Origin of the sequence: Rhizobium sp. G21, assembly GCF_014158035.1 — a bacterium.
Taxonomy (GTDB): domain Bacteria; phylum Pseudomonadota; class Alphaproteobacteria; order Rhizobiales; family Rhizobiaceae; genus Rhizobium_E.
Map to the genome: position 1 here is coordinate 2,128,182 of NZ_JACFXW010000001.1, position 22,615 is coordinate 2,150,796.

The following is a 22,615-nucleotide window of genomic DNA, read 5'->3' on the forward strand; positions in this document are numbered from 1 at the left end:
TTACGTTGTGAGACCCGAGACAGCCGCTATATCGGACACCGGCGAAGGGCGGCCATAGAAATAGCCCTGGGCCTTGTCGACGCGGAGTTCGCGCAGGACCTTTTCTTCCTCCGGCGTTTCGACGCCCTCGGCGACGACAGTGGTCCCGGTTCGCCTGCTGTACTCCACCAGGGCTCCGACCATGGCGATGCGGTTGGGATCGGTGTCTATCCCGCGCGTCAGGCTGATATCGAACTTGATGATGTCGGGTTGCAGCCTGAGAACATGGAGAAGGCTCGAATAGCCGGCTCCGGCGTCGTCGATTGCGATACGCGCCCCCGCCCGACGAACCGCCCTCAACGCCGTCTCGACGCGTCCGTAATCGTCGATCGGAGCATGCTCGGTGATCTCGATCACCAGCCTTTCCGGGTCGATCAACGAGAGCAACGGCTCGAGGTCGCTGGTCACAATGGTCGCCGGCGACAGATTGATGTTGACCGTGAGCTCTGCGGGCAGCCGCCTGCTCTCGACGATCGCCTTTTGCGCGGCGATCAGTTCGACGCGCTTGCCGACGCCCGCGTCGGCGGCATCCGCGAACCATTTGTCCGGGCTTCGAGCAGGCTCGGCGGCGAAGCGGGACAATGCTTCATAGCCGGTGACGGCCCGCGATGCGAGGTCGACGATCGGCTGAAAGACGATGCGCGGATCGCCCTGGGCGAGAGCCGCATCGATCATCTTGCGCAACCGCCTGCGACGCTGATGCGCGGAGACATCGGCCGCCAGCATATTGGCCGTCAGGCCCGCCAGCTGGTGCAGCAGGTCGAGATCGCTCTGGCCGAGCGTCGGTCGCGGCAGATAGCTGAAACAGCAGAGCGTTCCGTAGACCCGGCCGTCGCCGAACCGCACCGGCACGCTCAGATGGGCTCCGATCGGGATCGAAGCGGTTTCGGGAATCATGGCGGCGACGGGAAAGTCGGCCGTGTCCGGAATCAATTCCGGCAGGATGCAGTCGACGATCTTCCGGCAATAGCCTGCGCCGATCGGGTGAACGTCGCCCGCCCGGATCGGCGGATTGTCGCGCCGCGCCGACACGCCCCGGAAAACGCGCGCCGCTTCGGAAAACTCGGCGAGGAAAGCCACATCCATGCGGAGATGGGTACGGATCATCTCGAGCACGATGTCGATATTCGCCGCCACCGTCGGAGACAGCGGCGTCGGCGAGGCGGCGGACTCGTGGATGCTGTTCAAGAACTCCCCCACCCCTCGGCGTTCAAACAATGCCGCATCGCACCGACTGCAATTCTTACGTTTTCGCTTTTCGTCGGGTTTGGAGCGCCGGCGCGCGAACACGACGATCTTAAAAGGCGACGCAGCGTAAGTTTACAATCTCTCATATACTTATTCAATGCTGATTTGGGCGGCTTTCCGCCGATCTCCGGCGCTGGCGTGGCGGCCCCGGCAGCCGCTCCGGTCAGCGGTCACGTATTGGTGCGAGCATCAGACTGTGGCCTGCGGCATTTTCTTGAGAAAATTATCGCCCGTGCTGAAACTCTTTTTCGCCCTTCCGTAGATCGCTCCGTCCCCCAACGAGGACCATGCCGGCGGAACGCCCGGCGTGATGTTCAACAGGAAGGAAAGATCCATGCTCAAGACCACGCTTCGCACTGCAGCCCTCATCTCCGCCGTGATCGGGGTGGGCGCCGTGGCCTATGCCTCTTCCAACCCGGAAGTCGGCGGCGCGCCGATGTATGACAACAAGACGATTGTCGAAAACGCCGTCAACTCCAAGGATCACACCACGCTGGTCGCCGCCGTCAAGGCCGCCGGCCTGGTCGACACGCTGAACGGCGCGGGCCCCTTCACCGTCTTCGCCCCCACCAACGAAGCCTTCGCCGCACTGCCGGCGGGCACGGTCGACACGCTGCTGAAGCCCGAGAACAAGGATCAGCTGACCAAGGTGCTGACCTGCCATGTGGTGGCGGCCGACGCCATGTCCGCCGCGATCGACAAGATGATCAAGGACGACGGCGGTTCGCACGACGTCAAGACCGTGGGCGGCTGCACGCTGAAGGCCACGGAAATGGGCGGCAAGATCATGCTCACCGACGAGATGGGCAATATGGCCACCGTGACCATCGCCGACGTCAAGCAGAAGAACGGCGTCATCCACGTGATCGACAAGGTGCTGCTGCCGAAGGGCTGAAGCCCGAGCAGTCGCGCGCGGGTCCTCCCATCGGGGCTGCCGCCCCCGGACCCGCCTTTCTTGCCGCCCGAACCTCCCGGGCGGCTTTTTCATGGAAATTTCAGCCGAGCGACAGCAGATGCAGGATCGCCGCCCGCATCTCGTCGACGCCCACGCCTTTTTCCGAGGAGGTGGCGAGGATTTCCGGATAGGAGGCCGGATGCTTGGCGAGCTTGGCGAGCGTATCGACCTTGAGCGTCTCGAGTTCGGCCGCCTTGATCTTGTCGGTCTTGGTCAGCACGACCTGGTAGGAAACCGCCGCGAGGTCGAGCAGCTTCAGCACCTCTTCGTCGTTCTTCTTGATGCCGTGGCGGCTGTCGATCAGCACATAGACGCGCCGAAGCGTCGTGCGGCCGCGAAGGTAATCGAAGACCAGCTTGGTCCAGGCGTCCACCTGCGCCTTCGGCGCTTGCGCATAGCCATAGCCCGGCATGTCGACCAACGCGCAGGGCGGCAGATCGCCCGCCTCGCCCGTATAGCCGTCCGGCACGAAATAATTGAGCTCCTGGGTGCGGCCCGGCGTGTTGGACGTCCGGGCGAGCCCGCTCTGGCCGACCAGCGCATTGATGAGCGAGGATTTGCCGACATTGGATCGGCCGGCGAAAGCGATTTCGGCCGGGCCTTCCGGGGCAGGAACTTCATCGCCGGCACGCCGCGGATAAACACCCAGGGCCGCGTGAAGATGCGGCTGAGTTTGTCGGCTTGCGTGTCGGCCATGGGTCTATCCTGTCTTGCGGCTAAACCACGCCTTTTGGGCTATTCCCCGCATAAGTCAAGGCTTGGCGGCGATGGCCGGCGCCGGCGCCTGCCGTTTCAACGCCTTGGAGAGGTAGAAGATCAGCGCGGCGAGGATGATCAGGCCGCCGATGACGGTCTCGACGCCGGGGATCTCGCCATGGAAAATCGCCACCCAGACAGGTCCCAGCATGGTCTCGGCCGTGCCGAGCAGCGCCGCGAATGCCGAGGGGATCAGCCGGGCGCCGGTGACGAACAGGGCCATGCCCAGCCCGAGATTGAGCGCGCCGAACACGAAGAGCACGCCGAGCTCGCCCGGCGTCACGGCGAAGCCCGAGGCCTGCGTCGCGGCGAATGCCGAGGCGGCGAAACAACCGAGACTCGCTCCCGGCGTCTGCCGGACATTCGGAAAGCGTCTCGTGACCACCGTGGTCATGGCGAAGACGATGGCGATGGCCAGCGCCAGGAGATTGCCGAACCAGGCCATGGGATAATCGACGCCGGAGCCGGACGCCTGCGCCTCGTGGCCCGTGAGCGCGGCGAGCAGCGGACCGCCCGCCACCATGATGGCCACGCCGGCGATGACGGCTGCGATGGCGAGCCAGGTGGCGAACGTCACCCGCTCGCGAAACAGGATCCAGGCGATCAACGCCGCAAACAGCGGCACGCCGGCCTGGATCAGCACGACATTGGCGACGGTGGTGTAGGAGATGGCGATGACGAAACAGGAGGATGCGACGGCGAAGCCGAAGGCGACGAGAAGGCCGGGCGCGCCCATGTTGCGGTAGAGCGACAGGGTCTTGCGCGGTCCGTCGCGCAACAACAGGAAGCCGAGGAGAAAGAGGCCGGCGAACAGGCCGCGCCAGCACACGACGGTCCAACTGTCGTCGATATCGAGGTAGCGCGCGAGAGCGCCGCCGAAGCTCCAGGCCACGGCGGAGAGAAACACCAAAAGCGCGCCTGCGCCCTCCTGCGCGGCCGGCGAGGCCGTCATGCTCTTGTCCATCTGCCGTCCAGTCCCCTGCTCGCGTCGTCGTCAGTGTAAACGAAAGCAACCGGGGCGAAGCCCCGGTTGCGACATTTGCGATCGATCAATTCTTTTCAAGACGCATTCAGGCCGATGATGGCTTTCGCTTGAACAGTCCCTTGAGATTGTCGAACAGTTCGATCTTGGCGCCGTGACGCTTCATGATGACGCCCTGCTGCAACACCGACAGCGTGTTGTTCCAGGCCCAGTAAATGACGAGGCCGGCGGGGAACGAACCCAGCATGAAGGTGAAGATCAGCGGCATCCAGTTGAAGATCATCGCCTGGGTCGGATCGGGCGGCGTCGGGTTCATGCGCATCTGGATGAACATGGTGAAGCCATGATGATCGGCCAGACGCCCAGCATCAGCGCATGCGGCGGCGTCCAGGGGATCAGGCCGAACAGGTTGAAGATCGTGGTGGGATCCGGCGCCGAAAGGTCCTGGATCCAGCCGAAGAACGGCGCATGCCGCATTTCGATCGTCACATAGATGACCTTGTAGAGCGCGAAGAACACCGGGATCTGCAAGAGCACCGGCCAGCAGCCGGCCACCGGATTGACCTTCTCTTCCTTGTAAAGCTGCATCATGGCTTGCTGCAGCGCCATGCGGTCGTCGCCATGCTTGGCCTTCAGCTCCTCCATCTTCGGCTGCAGCGTCTTCATCTTGGCCATCGAGGCGTATTGCCGGTTGGCGATCGGGAAGAAGATCAGCTTGACGATGACGGTCGTGCCGAGGATGGCGAGGCCGAAATTGCCGAAATAGTGGAACAGCCAGTCCATGAGATAGAACATGGGCTTGGTGAGGAAGTAGAAATAGCCCCAGTCGATCAGCTTGTTGAAATCCTGGATGCCGTATTTCTCTTCGTAACCCTCGATCACGGGCACCTGCTTGGCGCCGGCGAACACCATGGTCGAGAAGCTCTTGGTCTCGCCCGCGGCCACGCTGGTGGCGGCGTTTTCGCGGTAATCCGCCTGGTAGAGCGGCTGTCCGGTCTCGACATGCGAAAATTGCGAGGTGAAGGAGGAGCTCTTCTGGGGCACGATGGTGGCGGCCCAGTATTTGTCGGTGATGCCGAACCAGCCGCCCTGCGGCGCCTCGAACTTGGCCGGCTCGCTTTCGGCGTTGCCGAAGGTCTCTTCCTTCAGGCTGCCGTCCATGACGCCGACATAACCCTCATGCAGCACCCAGGCGGAGGCGTGCGTCGGCTGATTGTAGCGCACGACGCGGCCGTAGGGCGTCAGCGACAGCGGCGCGGCGGAGCCGTTCTTCACGCTGTCCTCGATCTGGAACATGTATTTGTCGTCGACCGATATCTTGCGGGTGAAGGTGACGCCTTCGGGATTGGTGTAGGTCAGCGTCACCGGCGTGGACTGGGTCAGGCGATTGGCGCCCTCCACCGTCCAGTTGGTGGTCATGCCGGGCAGGTTCTGCGCGCCGAGGAAACCCAGTTCGACGAAATAGCCGTCCTTGGTGTTGCCCGGGCTGAACAGCGTGATGATCGGGCTGTCCTTGTCGATCGTCTCGCGGTAATTCTTGAGCCGGAGGTCGTCGAAGCGGGCGCCGGCCAGGCTGATCGAGCCGGTCAGGGCGGGCGTGTCGATGACGATGCGGTCGGTCTGGGAAAGCGCCTGCTCGCGCGTCACCACCGCCACGGCCTGGCCGTTGGCGGCCGGAATCGGCTGGCCGGACTGGTCGACGGCCGGCGCAGCGGCCGGGTTGGCCTTCTGCTGTTTGGCGAGTTCGGCCTGGCGCTGCTCCTCGGTCTTCTGCTGGGCTTCCATTTTCGGGCCCATGTAGAAGAACTGCCAGCCGAAGACGATCAGGACGGACAGAACGATCGCGAGATAATAATTACGGTTGTTTTCCATCACTCTTTCCCGGTGGCCGGCTTTTCTTGTCCTGCCGGCTGGAGATGCGCGCGATAAGGGTTTTGCTCAAATCATCGAAGGAGGCGGACATCGCCTCCCGATGGGCCACAATCACATAGTCGTGTCCCGGCTGCATTGCAAACTGCGCCTTCAGCCGGACCGCCTCTTTCAGGCGCCGGCGGATGCGGTTGCGCTCCACCGAATTGCCCTGCTTCTTGGTGACGGTGAAGCCGACGCGCGGCGCGTCTTCGGGAGACTTGCGATCCAGGACCTCGACGATGAACAAGCGGCCTCTGCGCCTCTCACCCTCGCGCGCACGCAAAAATTCCGGCCGGCTCTTCAGCCGACCGGCAGTACGAACATCTTTTCGGTTCGTCATCGGTCTTTCAGGCCCGTCCGCTTAAGCGGACAGGACCTTGCGGCCGCGATTGCGGCGAGCGCTGATGACCTTGCGGCCACCCTTGGTGGCGATGCGGGCGCGGAAGCCGTGACGACGCTTGCGAACGAGCTTGGACGGCTGGTAGGTACGCTTTGTTGCCATTTATTTAATTACCGCGGAGTGCGGCCCTTCTTGATGAGCGTTTTTTGGATGTCGCACGGCGCTGCCGCGGCCGCTTGCGCGGGCCCGGCTTCCCGAACGTGGCCGGGCTTATAGGGAGAGACGCCGAGGAAGTCAACCATTCGGCTCGATTTCGGGAGCGTCGCGGTCTTGCGCATTCCACCCAGACCTCTACATGATGAGCGCGAGCACGGACGGCCCGACGGCCCCGACAGGAAACGCCAGACAACGGAGCGGCGATTGGCCCGGGATGGAACGACAGCACAGGCGCCTGTCCGCAGCCTCGCCTTCGATGCGGCGGTGGAAACCCCGCCCACCGCCCGGCTTTCCACCCGGATCCTGCTGCTCACCGTCATCTTCGTCATGCTGGCGGAAATCATGATCTTCGTGCCGTCGGTCACCGATATGCGCCTGTCCTGGCTGCGCGACCGGCTGAACACCGCCGCCGCCGCCGCGATCGTCATCGACGGCCTGCCCGACATCAAGCTGCCGCGCTCGCTCGAGGATTCGACGCTGATGGCCACCGGCACCAAGGCCATCGCGCTGCACAAGGAAGAACTGACCCGGATGATCGTGGTCTCCGAAGTGCCGCCGGCGGTCAACGCGCAGTATGACCTGTCGACGAAGAGCTTCTTCGCCGACGCCTATGACGCCTTTTCGACGCTGGCCTGGGGCGGCGAACAGGTGGTGAGCGTGCGCGGCCCGATCGGCGCCTCCGGCATGGAGATCGAACTGGTCATGAGCGACCGGGCGCTGCGCCAGGCGATGCTGGTTTATTGCCGCGAAATCCTGTTCTTCTCCATCGTCATCTCGCTGACCACGGCGGCGTTGATCTTCTTCACCATCAACCGCATCCTGATCCGCCCGATCGGACGGATGACGGCGAGCATGCAGGGGTTCGCCGCCGATCCCGGCAATCCCGCGGCGATCATGAGCCCGCCCGAGGGGCGCGACGAACTCTCGGTCGCGGCCCGCCATCTCGCCGCCATGCAGACGGAATTGCAGCGGACGCTCAAGCAGCAGAAGAATCTCGCCGATCTCGGCCTCGCCGTCTCCAAGATCAATCACGACATGCGCAACATCCTGTCCTCGGCGCAATTGATGTCGGACCGCCTCACCGAACTCGGCGACCCCGTCGGCCGCGGCCTGTCGGCCAAGCTGGTGCGCACGCTCGGTCGCGCCATCAGCTATTCCTCCGACGTGCTGGCCTATGGCCGGGCGAGCGAGGCCGCGCCGCAGGTCAGCCGTTTCGCGCTGCGGCCGTTGATTGACGACGTCGGCGAAATCCTCGGCCTGGCGGCGGACGGGCAGATCCGATTCGTGACCGACGTCAAGCCGACGCTCGAGATCGAGGCCGATCCCGAACAGATGTTCCGGGTGATCTACAATCTCTGCCGCAACTCGCTGCAGGCGCTCGAGCCGCATGACGGCGGCGACAAGCAGATCCGGGTCGGCGTCGCCGTCATCGGCGATCGCCTGCGCCTCGATATCGACGACAACGGCCCCGGCATGCCCGAAAAAGCCCGCGCCCATCTCTTCTCCGCCTTCCGCGGCTCCACCCGCGCCGGCGGCGTCGGCCTCGGCCTGGTGATCGCCCGCGACATCGCGCTCGCCCATGGCGGCGCGATCACCCTTGTGGAAAAGTCCTCTCCCGGCTGCCTCTTCCGGGTGGAAATCCCGCATCGCGCAGGACTTTGAGCCCTCTCCGCAAGCCCGTTTGGCCCGCCCTGCGACCGACCTCCCACGGCTTTTGTTGCATTTTTTTGAAAAAGCCGCTTGCAATCCTCAAAGCCGCGCAGTAGTAGAGCCGCACACCGCCGGAAACGACGGCGGTCAGGCAAGCACCCGTAGCTCAGCTGGATAGAGCACCAGACTACGAATCTGGGGGTCAGGAGTTCGAATCTCTTCGGGTGCGCCACTTTTCTTCCATAGCATTCAACAAGTTAGCATTTTCAATGGCTTTCGTCAACGCGAACTGCTATGGAATGGTGCTCTGGAATGGTTGGAAGGCGCTGGCGTATGCGCGGACTGTCAAAGCGCAAAGGCTCCGAGGTTTGGCAAGGCCGCCTCTATATCCCGACCGACATTTGGAACCAGCGTGAACTCCTCCTCGCGGCCGGTGAACAGCTTCCCAAAAATCAAGACTGGCTTGTGTCTCTAGGCGAGCGTGACCAGCGTCGAGCCGAGACAGCGTATTCGAGTCGCCTTGAACAGCACCGCCGCCAGGTCTCCGCCTGGAGCGATACCTTGCGGGAGCTGGCGCGGATTGAGAAGGAGGGTGCAAGAGCCCTCTCTCATGAGGAGAAGGCTGGGGTGGTGCGAACCGCCATGGAGACCTTCCTCGCCCAACACCGCGAACAGCCGGACAAGCTACCACCCATTGAAGGATCGAGCAGCACCTCCGCTGAGGAAATCGCAAGGAAGGCAGGGCTCCTCTCACAGGAGGAACGCAAGAAGCTCCACGCTTGGCACACCCGCTTCAAGGCAAGCGAAGATGGGCAAAGGGACGCCATCCTCCGAGACCTGCTGGACGCCTACTACAGGGGCGAACGCTGGGCATTCATGGGCGAGATCGCTTGGCGGGACTTGGTGCAAAGCCCGGAGGTGGCGGCCGTGGTCGGAGCCGCTCGGCAGCACTCGGTACGCCTACCAGACACCCTCGACAGCGCCGAGTTTGTTCAGCGGGCGGCAAACGCGGTGGCGGACGTTCGGCAAGCGCTTGAAGATTACCGACAGTTCCGCCCCGAAAAACTACGCGAGGTAGAAGCCCGCATCGCCGCCCTACCGACCTTTGCTCTGGCGGAGCAGCCCTCACCATTTCGCTCCAGGCCCAAGAATCTCTTCGAGCTGCTGGAGGACAAGCTTGAGACTGAGAACCGCCGCCCCTCCACTGGCGTGGCATATAGAGGGTCTCTGACGCGCTTCAGCAAGTTCGCGGGCCACAAAGACCTCGCCAGGGTGACAAAAGACGACGTGCTGCGCTGGCGAGACTCCATGCGAAACGAGGGGATAGACAGCGCGACCATCAATCGAAAGCACTTGGCGGCACTCAAAGCGGTCCTGGAGTGGGGCGTCAGCGAGGGATACCTCCCCGATAACCCCGCGTCGGCCGTGCTAGATCGCACCGCTAAGGAGCCGCATCGCGAGACCAAAGGGCACACCCGAGAGCACGTCCAGGCGATACTTCAGGCCACCTTCACGAGCGGGGACTGGAAGCCGGGGCTCTCGCTCCCCTACCGCCGAGCAATCTTCTGGTTGCCCTGGCTTCTCACCTATACCGGCCTCCGCCCAGTTGAGCTTGCGCAGCTTCGCGGACAAGACGTGCGGATGGAGAAAGATGTGCCCTTCCTCTTCATCACCCCCGAGGCTGGCGGCACCAAAGGCAATAACGCATGGATCACCGGCATCCACGACCACATCATAGAGCTAGGCTTCATGCAGATGGTGAGGAGCGTGGGCACAGGTCCGCTATTCTACAGTCCGTATCCGCCAGAGGTTGACCTCCGGAAGGTCAAGTCGCCCCGTTCGGTTGAGGCCTACAGCGAGGCTTCGGACTGGATAAGGGATGGCCTGAAGTTAACCGCGTTCCGTGGCCGCCAGCTCCATGCCTTCCGCCACGCCTTTACGACCACCTCGCGAGGCGGCGGGAACGGAGAGGACGCATGGGAGAGGATGGACAAGGAGACGCGGGACTACATGCTGGGCAGTCGCCCAAAGACTGACGCCAGAGAAAGCTATGGGGATTGGCCGCCTGAGGTCGTCCATACAGAGATCAACAAGCTGCCGCGTCTTCAGGTGAAAGACTCAGGATGGAGACCATGATGGAATCACTTAATGAAATCGCCGCAAATGAGTATGTGACCAGTCCGTAGGTGTTCTTAGGGACAGTTGGCCCTGTCTGTTGGTACATTTGCAGAACATCACACCCCCAAAAGCATCGTAGAAAAACCACTTCCCCGTGGGATTCACGAGTTCACGCAGCGGAATCAGTTGCAATCTTTGGCGAGATGTCTAATAGATCAATGGAGCGTTAACCCTCTTTGGACGTCTCTGCCAATTGAAATCGATTGGGAGGAGCATCCGAGCTTCGGTGAAGTCGTCACTGGAGGGGCGGTAAGCCCGACTTGCTTTTCAAGTCAGGAGATTACCATGCGCGTAGCATGCTCGCTGATTAGTCCCGTATCAGTTACGGACTACTGGCGTTTCCGACTGGGCCAATGGGAGCATGTCTGCTCTCATTGCAGACGCAAGCCACGCTGCAACGTGGCGAAACGTCCATAACCCAGCCGTACGATAGGTGAAGGCCCTGCGATATGCGGGGCCTTTTTCGTTTCCCTTAACAGGAACAATTAAGTTAATATTCCACGTTGATTTGTTTAGCAAGGGCATTGACTCATTAAGTGAGGATTGATCTCACGCACCAGCCGAATCGTTTTCCGCCAAACATCATCAAATTCATCAACTTATAGCTATGCGAAAATCGCAACTTCCCTATGAGAATTTGGCGTCAATGGGCCTTGATGCAGTTTCGTGCCAAAAACTGGCCGCACGAGAAAATAAATTTAGCCATCAATTTGACGAGTGATACGCACCTTTAACCCCGACGCAGGGCACCGCTTTATCTCATAGACCCAAAGCCGTCCTTCAGCGTCCCAATGCATAGCCCTCTTGATTACCGGCAGGCGCTCCCACTGTTCTAAGGTGGAGAGCCCTGAAGGCGGATAGTAGGGAGGGGGACCATCCATAGCACCTAGCGCTTTGCCGAGCGCCCTCCTAAGCGACGACCACATGCTCTGCCTCCTGATCTCCGCGTAGACGCTTTGCCAGCCGCGACAGGGTAGCCATCGAGCAGCCCGTTGCGGCCGCTATGCTTCGCCAGCTCTGCCCTGCCTCCAGCAACTTTATGATGGCGGCGTTGCGTTCCTTGTCCTCTGGCCGCCCCTTGTACTCTCCACGCGCCTTGGCTTGCTCGATACCTTGAGCCTGCCGCCGCCGTCGATCATCGTAGTCTTTTCGCGCAATGGCGGCCAGCATGTCCAACATCATGCCGTTAATGGCCTCCAAGATGCGCGATTGCACATCATCTCGCTCTGCCGTTGCGAGCATCCATGAGGTCGGGAGGTCCAGGGCCACCACCCGAACCTGCCGCCCCGTGATCTCGGCTTTGAGCCGCTGCCAGTCGGCGGCATTGAGGCGACTTAAGCGGTCCACCTGTTCGACCAGGAGGATGTCTCCAGGTTCGGAGTCGGTGAGGAGGCGGAATAACTCTGGCCTCTTGAGAGAAGCGCCGCTCTCGTTCTCTGCGTAGTAGCCCGCGACCCGGAGGCCCCGCTCTTGGGCAAACTTGGCGAGGTCGGCTCTCGCTCGGCTGGCGTCCTGCTCTTTGGTGCTGGCGCGGAGGTATGCTCGCACTAGGGTCATGCTCAAAGCTCCCTTGCTTCGCTTTAGGTGCTTCGTTATGTCATGCTTCGTTATGAGTGGTCAAGGGCATTTTCGAAGCGCCCTACAGCGTTGGTCCGCCGCGCTTCTCTTCAAGCATACCTTATCGAAGCGCATGAGTGCGGGACCTTGAGACGGACTTGCGGCCTGTTGGTCCGGTGTCTTCCTGCCTGTTGGCCCCCTCGGCAACTGCCAAAAAGTAATAATCGGAGGAAATAATCCTGCTACAGTGCGCAATAGTAAATATTCGGCAATAAACGGTGATGACACATTGCGCAATAGTGATAGTGTGGCACAAATATAGTATTATCATATTCATCATCATCGTGAAAGTGGGAGCTTTTTCATGGCGATCATGGATAAATATTATTGAATTGACGATTTCAGCCGATTTTTTACATTATGTGCATCGCAGGTTGGCGATGGGTTCACAACGGTTTGAAAGAGGCACTCAATGTTTACTTGGCGGGAACGGCTTTTGACGGCTCTAGGGTTCAAAGACGCCTATATCGAAACTAACTGGCGCAAGCCTTCAGAATGGCGGCGTGATCGTTGGGAAGAGGGCGGCTGTCACTTTCTGGACTTCGGCCCTATTCATCTGGCCTACCAAGCCTAAAAGCTTTTCCTTCCAATTCAAACGCCAAGAGGCCGCCCGCAAGGCGGCCTTTTCGTTATGCCTAAGGCCTGAAGCGGCGGTAATGCACGGATGCACTACAGACCGCACCACAGCAGGTCTCGACCGCCCGCTCTAACCGGCTGATTTCATTGGGGATGGGCACGAGGTTTGAGTCACTCGCCCTGCCTCTAACCTTATGAGGACGCCGCGTCTGTCATCTGGAAAGTTCCGCAAGGTGAACATGGAAGTCAGCCAGCGCAAGAGCGTCCTTGAGTCGGCGAACCGCCCGACCGATCAGGATGAAAATCAATTCCTCACGGGCTTCACCGGGCCGCGCTATGGCGTCGATTGGCAGGGAACGCTTGGAAGCCCCGACGCCATGGCGCAAGGTCCAACCCCGCTTGGCTCCAATTGTAGATTGACCTGGAGCGGCCACAGTTCGGAGACAATGGCGACTTGCGGCGGGGCCAGCGCGATCCACTGACCCCCGATCCGTAACGCAATCTCTCCCTCATCCACCTCATAAGCCTCATCGACATAACGGGGCAGCTTTTGGGCAAGGACCATTTGAGCCGTTATGGTCTGGAGCATGAAGTTAAACCTATGGTTATTCCCGCCGCATGATTGGATCGGACTAACCCACGGTCAATTCAGAAATATTCACAATGGGATACGACAAGGTGCGGCAAGTGGCAACAATCCAAGAGGGGCATACGCTCCTACCGTAAAGCGCAACTTGCGGAATGTGGCAACATCTCTGGTACTGCCAGATAGGACATTGTGTGGAATATGGGGTACCCCCGGAGGGGGAATGCGCCGTCGCGTTGCCACGTGTCCCAGATGTCTCGTGATCCCTTTGTGGTGATCCGGGAGGCTCCGTTTTGATTTGAATAGCCTTGTGCGAACTTTCTGGTTTTGATTCACGCGCAACTAGGGTTACATGGTCAAACCAACGTGATCGAATACCATTGGGTGCTGTCCGTGTCAGAAGATATACTGAGAATTAGAAATAAAATCGAGGGTCTAGCAGACGCTGAGATCGCAACGGGAAAACCGTACCTGTTAAGCAGGCTCGGAAAGGATTTAGGAAATGACTTGCATAAAGTTAAACTTTTTCAAAAAGCTTGGCGGATTTTATAAAAGAAAACTTATCCGAAAAGTATGATATAATACAAACTGGTGAATACAATAACATTCAGTCCATTGTAAAAAAGACAACTGGCGCATCGAAATTCTCACGCTCTGATGCGGATGACGCAGACAAACCAGAACGTTTCAATTATAGATTTTGGGCGGCTTTTTCCGTTCCACTTTCTAAAGGCTCCCGCTTTTTAAATATGGAAGACTTCACATTTGAGGATTCCGACACTCGGCCCTCCACTCAACATGAAATCATTGATCCAGAGTTTATCGCGGAGGCAAATATACCGGGACGAGATAAAGTTATTCTAGAAAATATACGACAGTGGATCGAAGATCGGCAGTTTAATCGGGAAAAGTTCTTAGCTAGGCAACAGACAGTGAGAAGTCCGGCAGCCGTGCATGGCCGAACATTACTTCACGCAGTTGTGGATGCTCTCGATAAGAGGCAACTGTCTTCCACATCACTACCACTCGATGTTGTGGTAGCCCTCCTAAGCAAAAGTGCATGAACACCCAGGGCTGCATGTGAAATGACAGCATACTCTCTTGTTATTGCTGGGCTACCAGACGAAGTATTTGACAGAGTAAAGAAGGAATCAGAAAACAAGATCGCACCCGGCGGAAAACTATTTCTCATCCCAAATACCAACAAAAATTACGCAAAAAGTTATGTCGACAGACTTCTAAGAAGTCTTTTTGATTATTACATAAATATACCAGAAAATACGCAGGTCGTAACATTGCTTATTTATGTCGATTACGGCGACAGTAGCACGAAAGCATTTCTTGATAGGTTTTTTCCTTTTGCCCTCCCTCGTCGGATTGAACCTATCAATCTTGAGGCGGCACGCAATAAACAGGAAAAAATAAACTTCTAAACGATTTCGCGGAGGAAGTGATAGCAGCGAGTAGGAGTTTAAGGGCAACCTCGCGGATCATATCACACCGTACTAATGTACGTAACCTAAATCCATTGCTTTTACCTGTGCGCAATTTCCAAGGAGAAGAGCTGGATGATCTCCTTCGGAAGGTATACTCGAAGCCGCTTACAGCGATGACCCTGAAAAGCTATTAGACGACGAAATAGCCCGGTTTTTGGCAAAATTCCCTGGGCTACACCTCCAGACGAGCAAAGGCGAGCATTGAGCGATGGGGTTCTTTTTTTTAAAAGCCCAGGCAAAGACCGGCATGGCTTCTTAAGGAATAGCGTCGCCAAGAGTCATCCAATGGATTGCCTCTTTAATGCCAGAAGCCGCCTTGGCGGAGCATACGATTACTGTCTGCACTACGACTGCACCCCGGTGAAGGGGAAGCTAAAGTCTAGCTATGAAAACTGCCATGGCCACGATAGTGCGCCGAAGAAAACGCATGTAAATATCGCACCTAACGACTTTATCATATAAGTAAACGAAAAGGCCGATGTCGCTTGTAGCGCCATCGGCCCATTTCATGAGTCATATGCGTGAGAACAAATGACCGATATTTGTGCTTGCATTTCGAACAACGAGATTATGCGGTGCCTCCCGCAAGCTATCTCTCACACCTACGGATCGTAACAACCACCATGGAGGCACCCGGCCGGGCGAAGTCCAAGGTCTAGATGTTACAAACACGCTCAAATTAACCCGCAAGCAGGTAATCAGAGCTTCGAATGGCTTTCCAAAGTTCCCGTGGGAAAATCAGTCTGCTCATGTGTGCTCGTATTAATGTAACGCATATGCAGCAGAAAAGATCGCTATTGCAAGCGTTTTCTTCTCGGTGCCCTACAGAGAGATTAAATATGCCATTGGCATTAAAATCTCCTAAACACGCTATCCATATCCCATATGGGTAACGGCGGCCGCCATATCAACATCCTTTCTCACCTTGGCTGGAGATATCTAGGTACTTTTCATGCTCCCCTCCCGCTCAGAATGAGGGGCGGGGGTCACGGCGTCGCCGCCAAACCAAGAGCCTTGCGGAGCTGATCGCCAGCCGACTTCTGGCCCGTATTGTCGAGATACCCAGCGGCGGCTTTGTACTTGTGCTGGAGCATCTGGGTCCGAAGCTCAGGGTTCTCCTCCTGGAGCCTCTTGAAGCCAGCCGTGCGGTACTTCTGGACGATGCCCTGGATGGCGTTGAGCCTGCTCCCAGGTTGTCCCGTCTCGCCGTCTGGCATGTCCTCGTAGTCCTTGGTCCTGATGAGCTTCTCCAGGGACTCCTTGAGGCTCGGGCCGCCCTCCTCGGGTTTGGCCGCAAGCTCCTGATACCTGTCGTAGGCATTCTGTCCGGACTTCAGGGTGACATCACGCAAATCCATGCCGTTATGCGTCGGCTGGGGCATTGAGAGGCCCTCGTTGGTCTCCAGCATGATGCGGTTGACTTCGGCCTCCACCGAGTCCTCGCTCATGGTGGTCGTCACTCCGATCCGCCGCGCCACGGGCTCCCCGAAGACATCACGCCGGGGCGGGAGGCCCTTGGAGTAGCCGGGGATGTCCTTGAGCACTCGGTCGAGCAGTCCCCGAGCTTCCCTAAGGTAGGGGTCGGTGTTCGCATAGCCGCGCATGGCCGAGGACATCGGGATCATCGAGCTTCCCATGTTCCCCACGAACTTCTCCATCTTGTTCTCGGGGTCGCTGAGGGCGTCAACGAGCTGGTTCATGTTGAGGAGGAAGGTGCGGTCTGCGAAGTTCCTAGCGAGGGCGATCCCTGTGGCGGTCGCGACGTTGGAAATGTCCCGGTGCTCGGGGTCCATAGTGTAAAGCTCGTGGAGGTCCGCCATGATCCCCATCGGCAGGCCGACCGGATCGAACCTTCCGTAGGGCACATAGGTCTTGGAGCCGTCCGCGTTGGTCACGACCACCGAGTAGGGCTTCCAGCCTTGCTCGATGAGTTGCTTGCGGAGTTGGTCATCCGATGGGCCGCCGCCTGTGATGCGCCCGTTCGCGACCAGGAGGCCAGCGGACGCCATGAAGAGACTACCCAGCGCCATCTGCCCGATAGCTTGAGCCTGCCGCTCCATCCCCATCTTCCCCAGAAGCATCGCCCGATATTCGCCCTGGATGAGGTTGAGCCCCGGCGTATACTTGTGGGAGTATCGCAACACGTTGATCGGTGTCTTCACGAACGGCAGGACAAAGCCAATAGGCGGATAGTAGGTCCGCAGGTTTCTGATCCCCGCGCCCAACGTCCCAGGAAGAAGCTCCTGGTTAAACGTTGAGGTCTGAGCCTCAAGTAGCGCCTCGGGATCGACTGCTCGTCCCTCATCATCGAAGGCCTGATGGAGGCGGCTTTCCATGAAGTCCTTCAGGTCTTGACCCTTCAGGCCCATCTGCTCGCCAGCCACCGCAGCGCGAGACTGTACGACCGACCTGTACCGGAGCGTCTTGAAGAACTCGTCCTGTGCCCCCAGGAACCGTGTGGGAAAGCCAGTGACATTGCGGTAGAGGGAGGAGATGTGGAGGTTGTGCCACAAGTTCTCCCAGCTATCGAAGGGCCTGAAGTTCGGAACCCCGAGCGGCTGGTGGGCGGTGCTCTGTGAAGGAGCATCGAGCCAGTCCGTCATGTGCGGAGCCAGCTTGGAGTCGCCCTTCATGAACGCCTCGACGCCAGCCTTCCAGCCGTCCGTGATGGCCGCCGCCGTGTAATAGAACTCCTTGGCCGCCTGCTGACGAACCGCCTTGCCGCCGCTCAGCACGAGAGACCCCAGGCCCTTCTCCAGCGGCCTTGCGATCTGCATGTAGACGTTGGAGGTCAGGTTGACGACGTGAGTGGGGTAGAGCCAGAGGAGACCATTGCGCTGCGAGAATTGCAGCTCGTCCATCACCCGCTTCATCACCGTTGGCTTGGCGAGGTCCTTGAGTTTCTTGGGGTCGCCGCCAGTGGACTGCATGATGTCCATGAACTTCTGGTCGTCCAGAGAGGTCAGGGCCTTGAGCTGCTCTGGGTTGACGCCGAACTCCCCGCGCATCCGCCTGAGGGAGCGACCTGCGGCGGCCCTCATGCTCTGGGACGCTGCGTAGGTCTCCATGGCGACGGACATTCGGCGGCGAGCCTCAGCCAGGGCCTGGGCGCTGTCCCCACCGAACTCCGCGAGGTTCCCCAGCGGACCTTGTTGATGACATCGTAGGCGTCCATGAACATACGGGTGGAGACCAGATAGCCAGCCTCCATGTTCCGCACCATGCCTGCCGCCGCGTCCCCGGCCTGAGCGATCTCCCCACGACTGCCGCAGGGTCTTCGTTGAAGTAGCGGGCTGCGGCTCGGACCTGGCGTTCGACCTTGGCGTCAGACAGCACGGCACCGCCTTTGACGGCATCGAGTTCTGGCCTCAGGACCTTCTGGGCATTGGCGATGAGGGTTGACACGTCCTCGGGGGTCTGGAGCTTCTGCCAGGGGACGCCAGCCTGCGGGGCGGGCTTATAGCCTTGGCTGATGGCCTCCTCGCGGGAGCCCGCTTGGTCGATGGACCTGAGGTCCCAGTCGGTGCCGTCCAGGATCGCCTTCATCTGCTCATCGCTGACGGCCTCCGTGGGAAGCGTCTTTGCGGCGGACGGGGCGCTGTCTGGGAGCGGGGTGCTCTGGTCCACCGTGGTGGGAGCTGCCTCGCTGATCTGGTCTGGAGGCTGGATACCGTCACGAGCATCGCTCGTTAGTCGAACTCCGTTCTCGCTGGCCGCCTGGGAGCCCGCCTTGACGCGGACACGGGGTTTCTCGACTGGAGCCACTGGCGGAACCTCCACCGGACGCTCGGCCGCCGCCTTCATCTCCTCCGCCACCTGAGGCTGGGCAATCTCTTCGACCACCTTCTTGGCGGCTTCGGGGTTCCCACGGCGAGCGAACTTGATGGCCTTGAGCCCAGGGCAAAAGCCCCGGCGAACGCGAGGTCCACCCCAGCGCCTTCGAGCGCGTTCTTGAGGCGGCCCTCTGCGGCGCTGTCGTCGGGATTGGCCGCGAGGTACTCGGACACGGGGTTTTCCAGGGCGGGGAACTCCTGGATCATATTCGAGAGGCGGGCCTCATGGGGGTCCATCACGACCGCACCGGCCGCAGCGCCCCTAGCGATCTCATAGCCGACCTGAGCGGCCTTGCCTCCAGCGGCGAACGTCTGGGTGGCCTTGAGAGGAGCCATGAGTTTGCCAGCGCCGATGAGCCCAGTGACGAACTGCGAGATGCCGCCAGCCAAGGCGTTCGGGATGGAGCGCGATGTCACGTCCTTGTAGTCGGCCTCGATAGCATTACGCAGAGCCGTCCTGTCGGCGGGATCGGTGGTCTCCCCAGTCAGTCCTGCCATGAAGTCTCTGGTCTGGAGGACGGCACGGGCCGCCCCACCAATTACCGCCCTCGGTATCTCTGACTGGGCCTCAACGCTGGAGCCCAGGACCCGCGTGGCTGCGGACATGGTGCCTGCATCAGGTGCGGTTCCATAGTCTACCCCGGCAACCGGAGCAGTCTTCGGAGCGGTGACCTCGTTGTAGAGCCGCTGGAAGAAGCCAGGCTGCTCTTGGGACTGTGGGTCGGAGCCCTGAGGTTGAACAGGCGGCATCGCCCGAGCCCCGTCCTGCATGGTACCTGCGAGCTGGCGCTCTTTGGTCACCTCTTCGACGGCCTGGAGGAACTCGGGGTCCAGGGTGGAGGGTTGTTTGTTGTCTGACATGGTGTTGGTCCTTCATAGAAACTCACGTAACTCGGCGCTTTCACCCGGCGCAGACGCCGAGCGAGTTCTCATGGTGGGACGTAATGGAAAGCTGAAGCGACGACACGACCAGCGCAGTGGTGCGGGATCACCTCAGTGTTGCCTCATAGTGGTAGGCCGCCTGGACCCAACGCGAGGGGTAGACGGTGTCGTTGACGAGGGTGATGGTGCATTCCTCCGCCCGCTGATGGATGGGGAAGTCCGCCTCGCCATACTGCTTGGGCTGACGATTGTTGATGTCCGCAGAGATGGCCTTACGTCCGTCGTAGCGAAACTCACTGAGCAGCTCGCCGCGTGGGTTCTTGACCTGAACCTTGTACTCGGAGGTTTCCGCATGGGAGACGCGGAGCTTCTTGATGAGGATGTGGTCTGGAAGGAGCGTCTGGCCGTCCTGCTGGATATAGAGCGGACTCAGCCGCATCGCCGCCGTGTTCTTAGCCCCGAAGTAGAACTTGTGGTGGCCCGCTCGGCACTGGACCCGGATGGTGTTGCCGTCCACCCAGGCGACCTTGAGCTTCCTGCCCCGGACTTCGCCGTCTGACGGCTCATCATCCTCAATCGCAACGTAGTCACCGCGCAGATCGCTTGGCACCGTGTAGGGCAGGTCTAGGGTCGCCAGATGGCTGGAGTTGAAGGTGGCCCCCGTCTGATCGACGCGGTGGTCAAGCCGGATGTCCCGGAACTTCGGGTCTGCCGGATCGAGGGGGAAACGCTCGGTGACCAGCTTCGAGCCGATCTGGATGAGGAGGTAAAGGTTGCCGTCGTTAACCGCTCCTGTGACCACCTTGTCGGCCCCGTTGAAGGTCCACTTGTTCCAGGAGGACTGGAGGCGGTTTTCGCCCTGATTGAACCAACGGTAGACGAAGATGGTGGTGTCGTTGGTGGTGATCACCACGGTTGTCTTCGCCGCGTTGTTCGGCAGGATTTGACGCAGGGTCCCTCTGATGTAACGCGGGCAGTGTTCGTTGAGCGGGATTTCCCCACTGGGTTTCCACTGCGGTAGAGCACCTCCGTGAGGACGGAACCGTCGCCCACCTTGGTGCCGAAGATCACGCTGGACATGCCGTAGGCGATAGGACGACACCGGCCGTCATAGTCGTAGTTAGTCGAGGGGATAACGTCAGCCGTCTCCTCACTGAGGGCGCTGTCGCCGCTATCGAGGCGGAGCTGGTTGCCGTCGCCCCAGAAGAACAGCTTACCGCTCGCCGCCACGCTGGACCTGATGACCGTCACCGTGCCCGACTGAATATCGAAGATGATGGGGTCCGTGGCGAGGCGCGTCTGGGCGGAGTCTGGGAAGAAGCAGTAAGGGTTCCTCGCCGTGGACAGCGCGAAGGTCCCCTCGGTGTTCAACGCCAAGCGCCCAGAGATGAAGTTGATGGAGCGGATGCGCCTGTTCACGAAGTTCGGGGTCTTAGAGGAGTTCACCCCATCGCCGCTGATCCGGTTGGACCAGACGGCCCTGTCGATGGAGAAGGAGTTCTTCCCAACGTTCTTCAGGAGGTGCGGCATCGTGTCTGGATCAAGCTTGAACTTGATGTTCGGCTTGACGACTTCTTCCCATGAGCCTGTGATCTCGGGGCCGTCGAAGCGAACCCAGTAGTCGTCCCGCTGGTCTTGCTTTGAGCCTCTGATGCCGACCACGTAGCCGTTTGGAGCCCGCTGCGGCAGGTCCGAGAACTTGTCCACCCACTCACGGAACGCAATAAGCTGGGTGTCGCCCTGTCCGTCTACAGAGTCCAACTCGAAGTACGTGTCGATATTTGAGCAAGTAACGACAACGTTGGAACCACTGACTGTAAAGCTGAAGCTGTCCAGCGCAGGGGCGTAGGTTACCTTCGCCGCGTTGAACTTGTCACGAAACTCTGCGGCTAGCGTGTTAGTAGCGATATAGGCCGCATTTCCCGAGTCCGAGTTGTCTGGCGTCTCATACTGAGTGATATAGGTGACGCCCGCCACCTTGAGGATGCACTTGTAGGTCGTACTGTAGCTGCCGGACCTGAAATAGAAAATACCTCGGTTAGGCCGCTTGGGCGACGTATCGGCTGACATCTTGACCGTCTTCTGGCGGTTCACGATGAAGGTCGTGTCGTCCACGGTCACAGCGTCAAACGCGGTGCGGGCCGGACCGACATGCTTGAAGTAGGCTGAGCGCTTTGCGAACCCACGCTTGGAGCAAACCGTCCCGGTGATGAGGTTGATGATGATCATCTCCCCATCCTCGATCAACACCTTGTAGTGCTCAGAGGAGGAGCGCCTGATCTCATGGACGAATGGGTCCGAGAAGTCGTAGCTAGCCGATCCCAGTACCAGGCCGCCAGGACGGGCATGGACACCATTGAGCGGCGAGTTCACGCAGTTCTGCTGGTCTTCCATGAAGTGGCTGGGGCGATCCTGAGGGGACTGCTCTGAGACGCCTCCGATGAGACTGGACAGGGTGTAGACCGGCTGCTGCTTATCCGCTGGATGGTTGTCAGGAAGTTTGACCATTACCGGCCACCTCCCTGCGCCTGACGTGCCGCTTCGCGTTCTGCTGCGATAACACTCAAAGCGGCCTCTACTAGCTCCATCACGCTACCTTGCTCTTCCGCAGGTAAGTGACTGCTGGTCGCTTTTTTAACCGCTACGAGAAGGCAGTGAATTGTCTCTGGCGCTGGGGACCCCACGCCAAAGATAGAAAGAGTCTGTGGCCGGTAATCGCGATGCCCGGACACTCCATGAAACTCGATGGCGGCACGGGTCGCAGGGGCGCAAAGTAAATCGATTAGGTCAAACCTGATGTCGCCCAGGGTAATCGCAGGCAGTAGGCCCTCCTGCCGCTGCACGGGCCAGATACGGAGTTCGATTTCCGCCCCGATGCTTTTTAGGAGGTCTAATAGGGTGAGTTGTGCGGGAGTAACTGAAAATTCAACTCTGTCGAGAATGAGCGTGGTGTCGGCGCTGCCGGTTGACAAGGCAATTTCGGTAGTCGTCATGGTGTTGATCCTTCTTAATGGCGGAGAGGCGCTAGGGCGCGCGAGGTTGTCCGCAGCGGGAGGCTGGCGGCGTGGCTTCAGGGATTGCTGGGCTCTGCTGCGCAGGCGGGAGACACACTCATCTCCATCTCGCCCCACAAAGCTTCTGCTCGGGGGTCGGCGTGACAAGCGGCAGAGGGTTAGTGCTTAGTGTGGCCGTGAAGGCGACCTAATGTTCAAACCTCAGGCTCCTACCGCAGGATAGGCGGTGCGGCGGCGGAGGCATGAGGGAGGCGTCAGGTGACTTGTGGAGGCTTGGGGGAGACTTGGGGTTGGGGACATGAGGTCTGTGATGAAGATGATGGGCAGCACCTCATC

General features: G+C 59.7%; 17 protein-coding genes, 1 tRNA gene and 2 pseudogenes. 8 read left to right on the plus strand and 12 right to left on the minus strand.

Annotated features, from left to right (window positions below):
* Positions 1-1,227, minus strand: a complete 1,227-nt coding sequence (locus H2O14_RS10865) for an EAL domain-containing protein (RefSeq protein ID WP_182827666.1) — start codon at positions 1,225-1,227, stop codon at positions 1-3.
* Positions 1,228-1,621: 394 nt separating this feature from the next.
* Here H2O14_RS10865 and H2O14_RS10870 point away from each other — a divergent pair, with 394 nt between their 5' ends.
* Positions 1,622-2,182 (plus strand): fasciclin domain-containing protein, encoded by a 561-nt coding sequence (locus tag H2O14_RS10870; RefSeq protein WP_182827667.1) that lies wholly within the window; start codon positions 1,622-1,624, stop codon positions 2,180-2,182.
* Positions 2,183-2,282: 100 nt separating this feature from the next.
* Here H2O14_RS10870 and yihA read toward each other — a convergent pair.
* The 5 genes and pseudogenes from yihA to rpmH form a co-directional block, all read right to left on the minus strand.
* Positions 2,283-2,938, minus strand: a pseudogene (gene yihA, locus H2O14_RS10875) (ribosome biogenesis GTP-binding protein YihA/YsxC).
* Between the two features lie 55 nt (positions 2,939-2,993).
* Positions 2,994-3,950 carry a DMT family transporter gene (locus H2O14_RS10880; RefSeq protein ID WP_246697356.1) on the minus strand — a complete coding sequence of 319 codons (957 nt, stop codon included), beginning with the start codon at positions 3,948-3,950 and terminating at the stop codon, positions 2,994-2,996.
* A 118-nt stretch (positions 3,951-4,068) separates the two neighbouring features.
* Positions 4,069-5,852, minus strand: a pseudogene (yidC, locus tag H2O14_RS10885) (membrane protein insertase YidC).
* The gene (gene rnpA / locus H2O14_RS10890) at positions 5,836-6,231 is read right to left on the minus strand and encodes a ribonuclease P protein component (RefSeq protein ID WP_182827669.1); all 396 of its coding nucleotides are present in this window, start codon (positions 6,229-6,231) and stop codon (positions 5,836-5,838) included. The pseudogene yidC and the gene rnpA overlap by 17 nt, the downstream one beginning before the upstream one ends.
* Before the next feature lie 21 nt (positions 6,232-6,252).
* Entirely contained in the window at positions 6,253-6,393 is a 141-nt protein-coding gene (rpmH, locus tag H2O14_RS10895; RefSeq protein ID WP_182827670.1) for a 50S ribosomal protein L34, read from the minus strand.
* 381 nt (positions 6,394-6,774) lie between these two features.
* Between rpmH and H2O14_RS10900 the strand changes: the two genes are divergently transcribed.
* From H2O14_RS10900 to H2O14_RS10910, 3 genes are all read left to right on the plus strand, one after another.
* Complete coding sequence (locus H2O14_RS10900; RefSeq protein WP_182829340.1) at positions 6,775-8,109, plus strand: sensor histidine kinase; 1,335 nt, start codon at positions 6,775-6,777, stop codon at positions 8,107-8,109.
* A gap of 143 nt (positions 8,110-8,252) precedes the next feature.
* A tRNA-Arg gene (locus H2O14_RS10905) sits at positions 8,253-8,329 on the plus strand.
* Between the two features lie 101 nt (positions 8,330-8,430).
* Positions 8,431-10,233 (plus strand): site-specific integrase, encoded by a 1,803-nt coding sequence (locus tag H2O14_RS10910; protein ID WP_182827671.1) that lies wholly within the window; start codon positions 8,431-8,433, stop codon positions 10,231-10,233.
* A gap of 951 nt (positions 10,234-11,184) precedes the next feature.
* Here the strand turns inward: H2O14_RS10910 and H2O14_RS10915 are convergent.
* Positions 11,185-11,832, minus strand: coding sequence for a recombinase family protein (locus H2O14_RS10915; protein ID WP_182827672.1), 648 nt, complete (start codon positions 11,830-11,832; stop codon positions 11,185-11,187).
* An 869-nt stretch (positions 11,833-12,701) separates the two neighbouring features.
* Between H2O14_RS10915 and H2O14_RS10920 the strand changes: the two genes are divergently transcribed.
* The 3 genes from H2O14_RS10920 to H2O14_RS10930 all read left to right on the plus strand — a co-directional run bounded on the left by H2O14_RS10920 (position 12,702) and on the right by H2O14_RS10930 (position 14,487).
* Positions 12,702-12,950 (plus strand): hypothetical protein, encoded by a 249-nt coding sequence (locus H2O14_RS10920; protein WP_182827673.1) that lies wholly within the window; start codon positions 12,702-12,704, stop codon positions 12,948-12,950.
* A gap of 640 nt (positions 12,951-13,590) precedes the next feature.
* Entirely contained in the window at positions 13,591-14,118 is a 528-nt protein-coding gene (locus H2O14_RS10925) for a hypothetical protein (RefSeq protein WP_182827674.1), read from the plus strand.
* Positions 14,119-14,139: 21 nt separating this feature from the next.
* Positions 14,140-14,487, plus strand: a complete 348-nt coding sequence (locus H2O14_RS10930; protein WP_182827675.1) for a hypothetical protein — start codon at positions 14,140-14,142, stop codon at positions 14,485-14,487.
* Between the two features lie 1,049 nt (positions 14,488-15,536).
* On the opposite strand, the gene H2O14_RS10935 is transcribed toward H2O14_RS10930, so the two are convergent.
* The gene (locus H2O14_RS10935; RefSeq protein WP_182827676.1) at positions 15,537-17,630 is read right to left on the minus strand and encodes a hypothetical protein; all 2,094 of its coding nucleotides are present in this window, start codon (positions 17,628-17,630) and stop codon (positions 15,537-15,539) included.
* Between the two features lie 422 nt (positions 17,631-18,052).
* Here H2O14_RS10935 and H2O14_RS10940 point away from each other — a divergent pair, with 422 nt between their 5' ends.
* Positions 18,053-18,370, plus strand: coding sequence for a hypothetical protein (locus tag H2O14_RS10940; protein ID WP_182827677.1), 318 nt, complete (start codon positions 18,053-18,055; stop codon positions 18,368-18,370).
* On the opposite strand, the gene H2O14_RS10945 is transcribed toward H2O14_RS10940, so the two are convergent.
* The 4 genes from H2O14_RS10945 to H2O14_RS10960 all read right to left on the minus strand — a co-directional run bounded on the left by H2O14_RS10945 (position 18,351) and on the right by H2O14_RS10960 (position 22,258).
* Positions 18,351-19,244, minus strand: coding sequence for a hypothetical protein (locus H2O14_RS10945; protein ID WP_182827678.1), 894 nt, complete (start codon positions 19,242-19,244; stop codon positions 18,351-18,353). The genes H2O14_RS10940 and H2O14_RS10945 overlap by 20 nt on opposite strands.
* A 127-nt stretch (positions 19,245-19,371) precedes the next feature.
* Positions 19,372-20,178, minus strand: coding sequence for a hypothetical protein (locus H2O14_RS10950; protein ID WP_182827679.1), 807 nt, complete (start codon positions 20,176-20,178; stop codon positions 19,372-19,374).
* Positions 20,172-21,773 (minus strand): hypothetical protein, encoded by a 1,602-nt coding sequence (locus H2O14_RS10955; RefSeq protein ID WP_182827680.1) that lies wholly within the window; start codon positions 21,771-21,773, stop codon positions 20,172-20,174. The genes H2O14_RS10950 and H2O14_RS10955 overlap by 7 nt, the downstream gene beginning before the upstream one ends.
* The gene (locus tag H2O14_RS10960; RefSeq protein WP_182827681.1) at positions 21,773-22,258 is read right to left on the minus strand and encodes a hypothetical protein; all 486 of its coding nucleotides are present in this window, start codon (positions 22,256-22,258) and stop codon (positions 21,773-21,775) included. The genes H2O14_RS10955 and H2O14_RS10960 overlap by 1 nt, the downstream gene beginning before the upstream one ends.
* Positions 22,259-22,615: the final 357 nt, after the last annotated feature.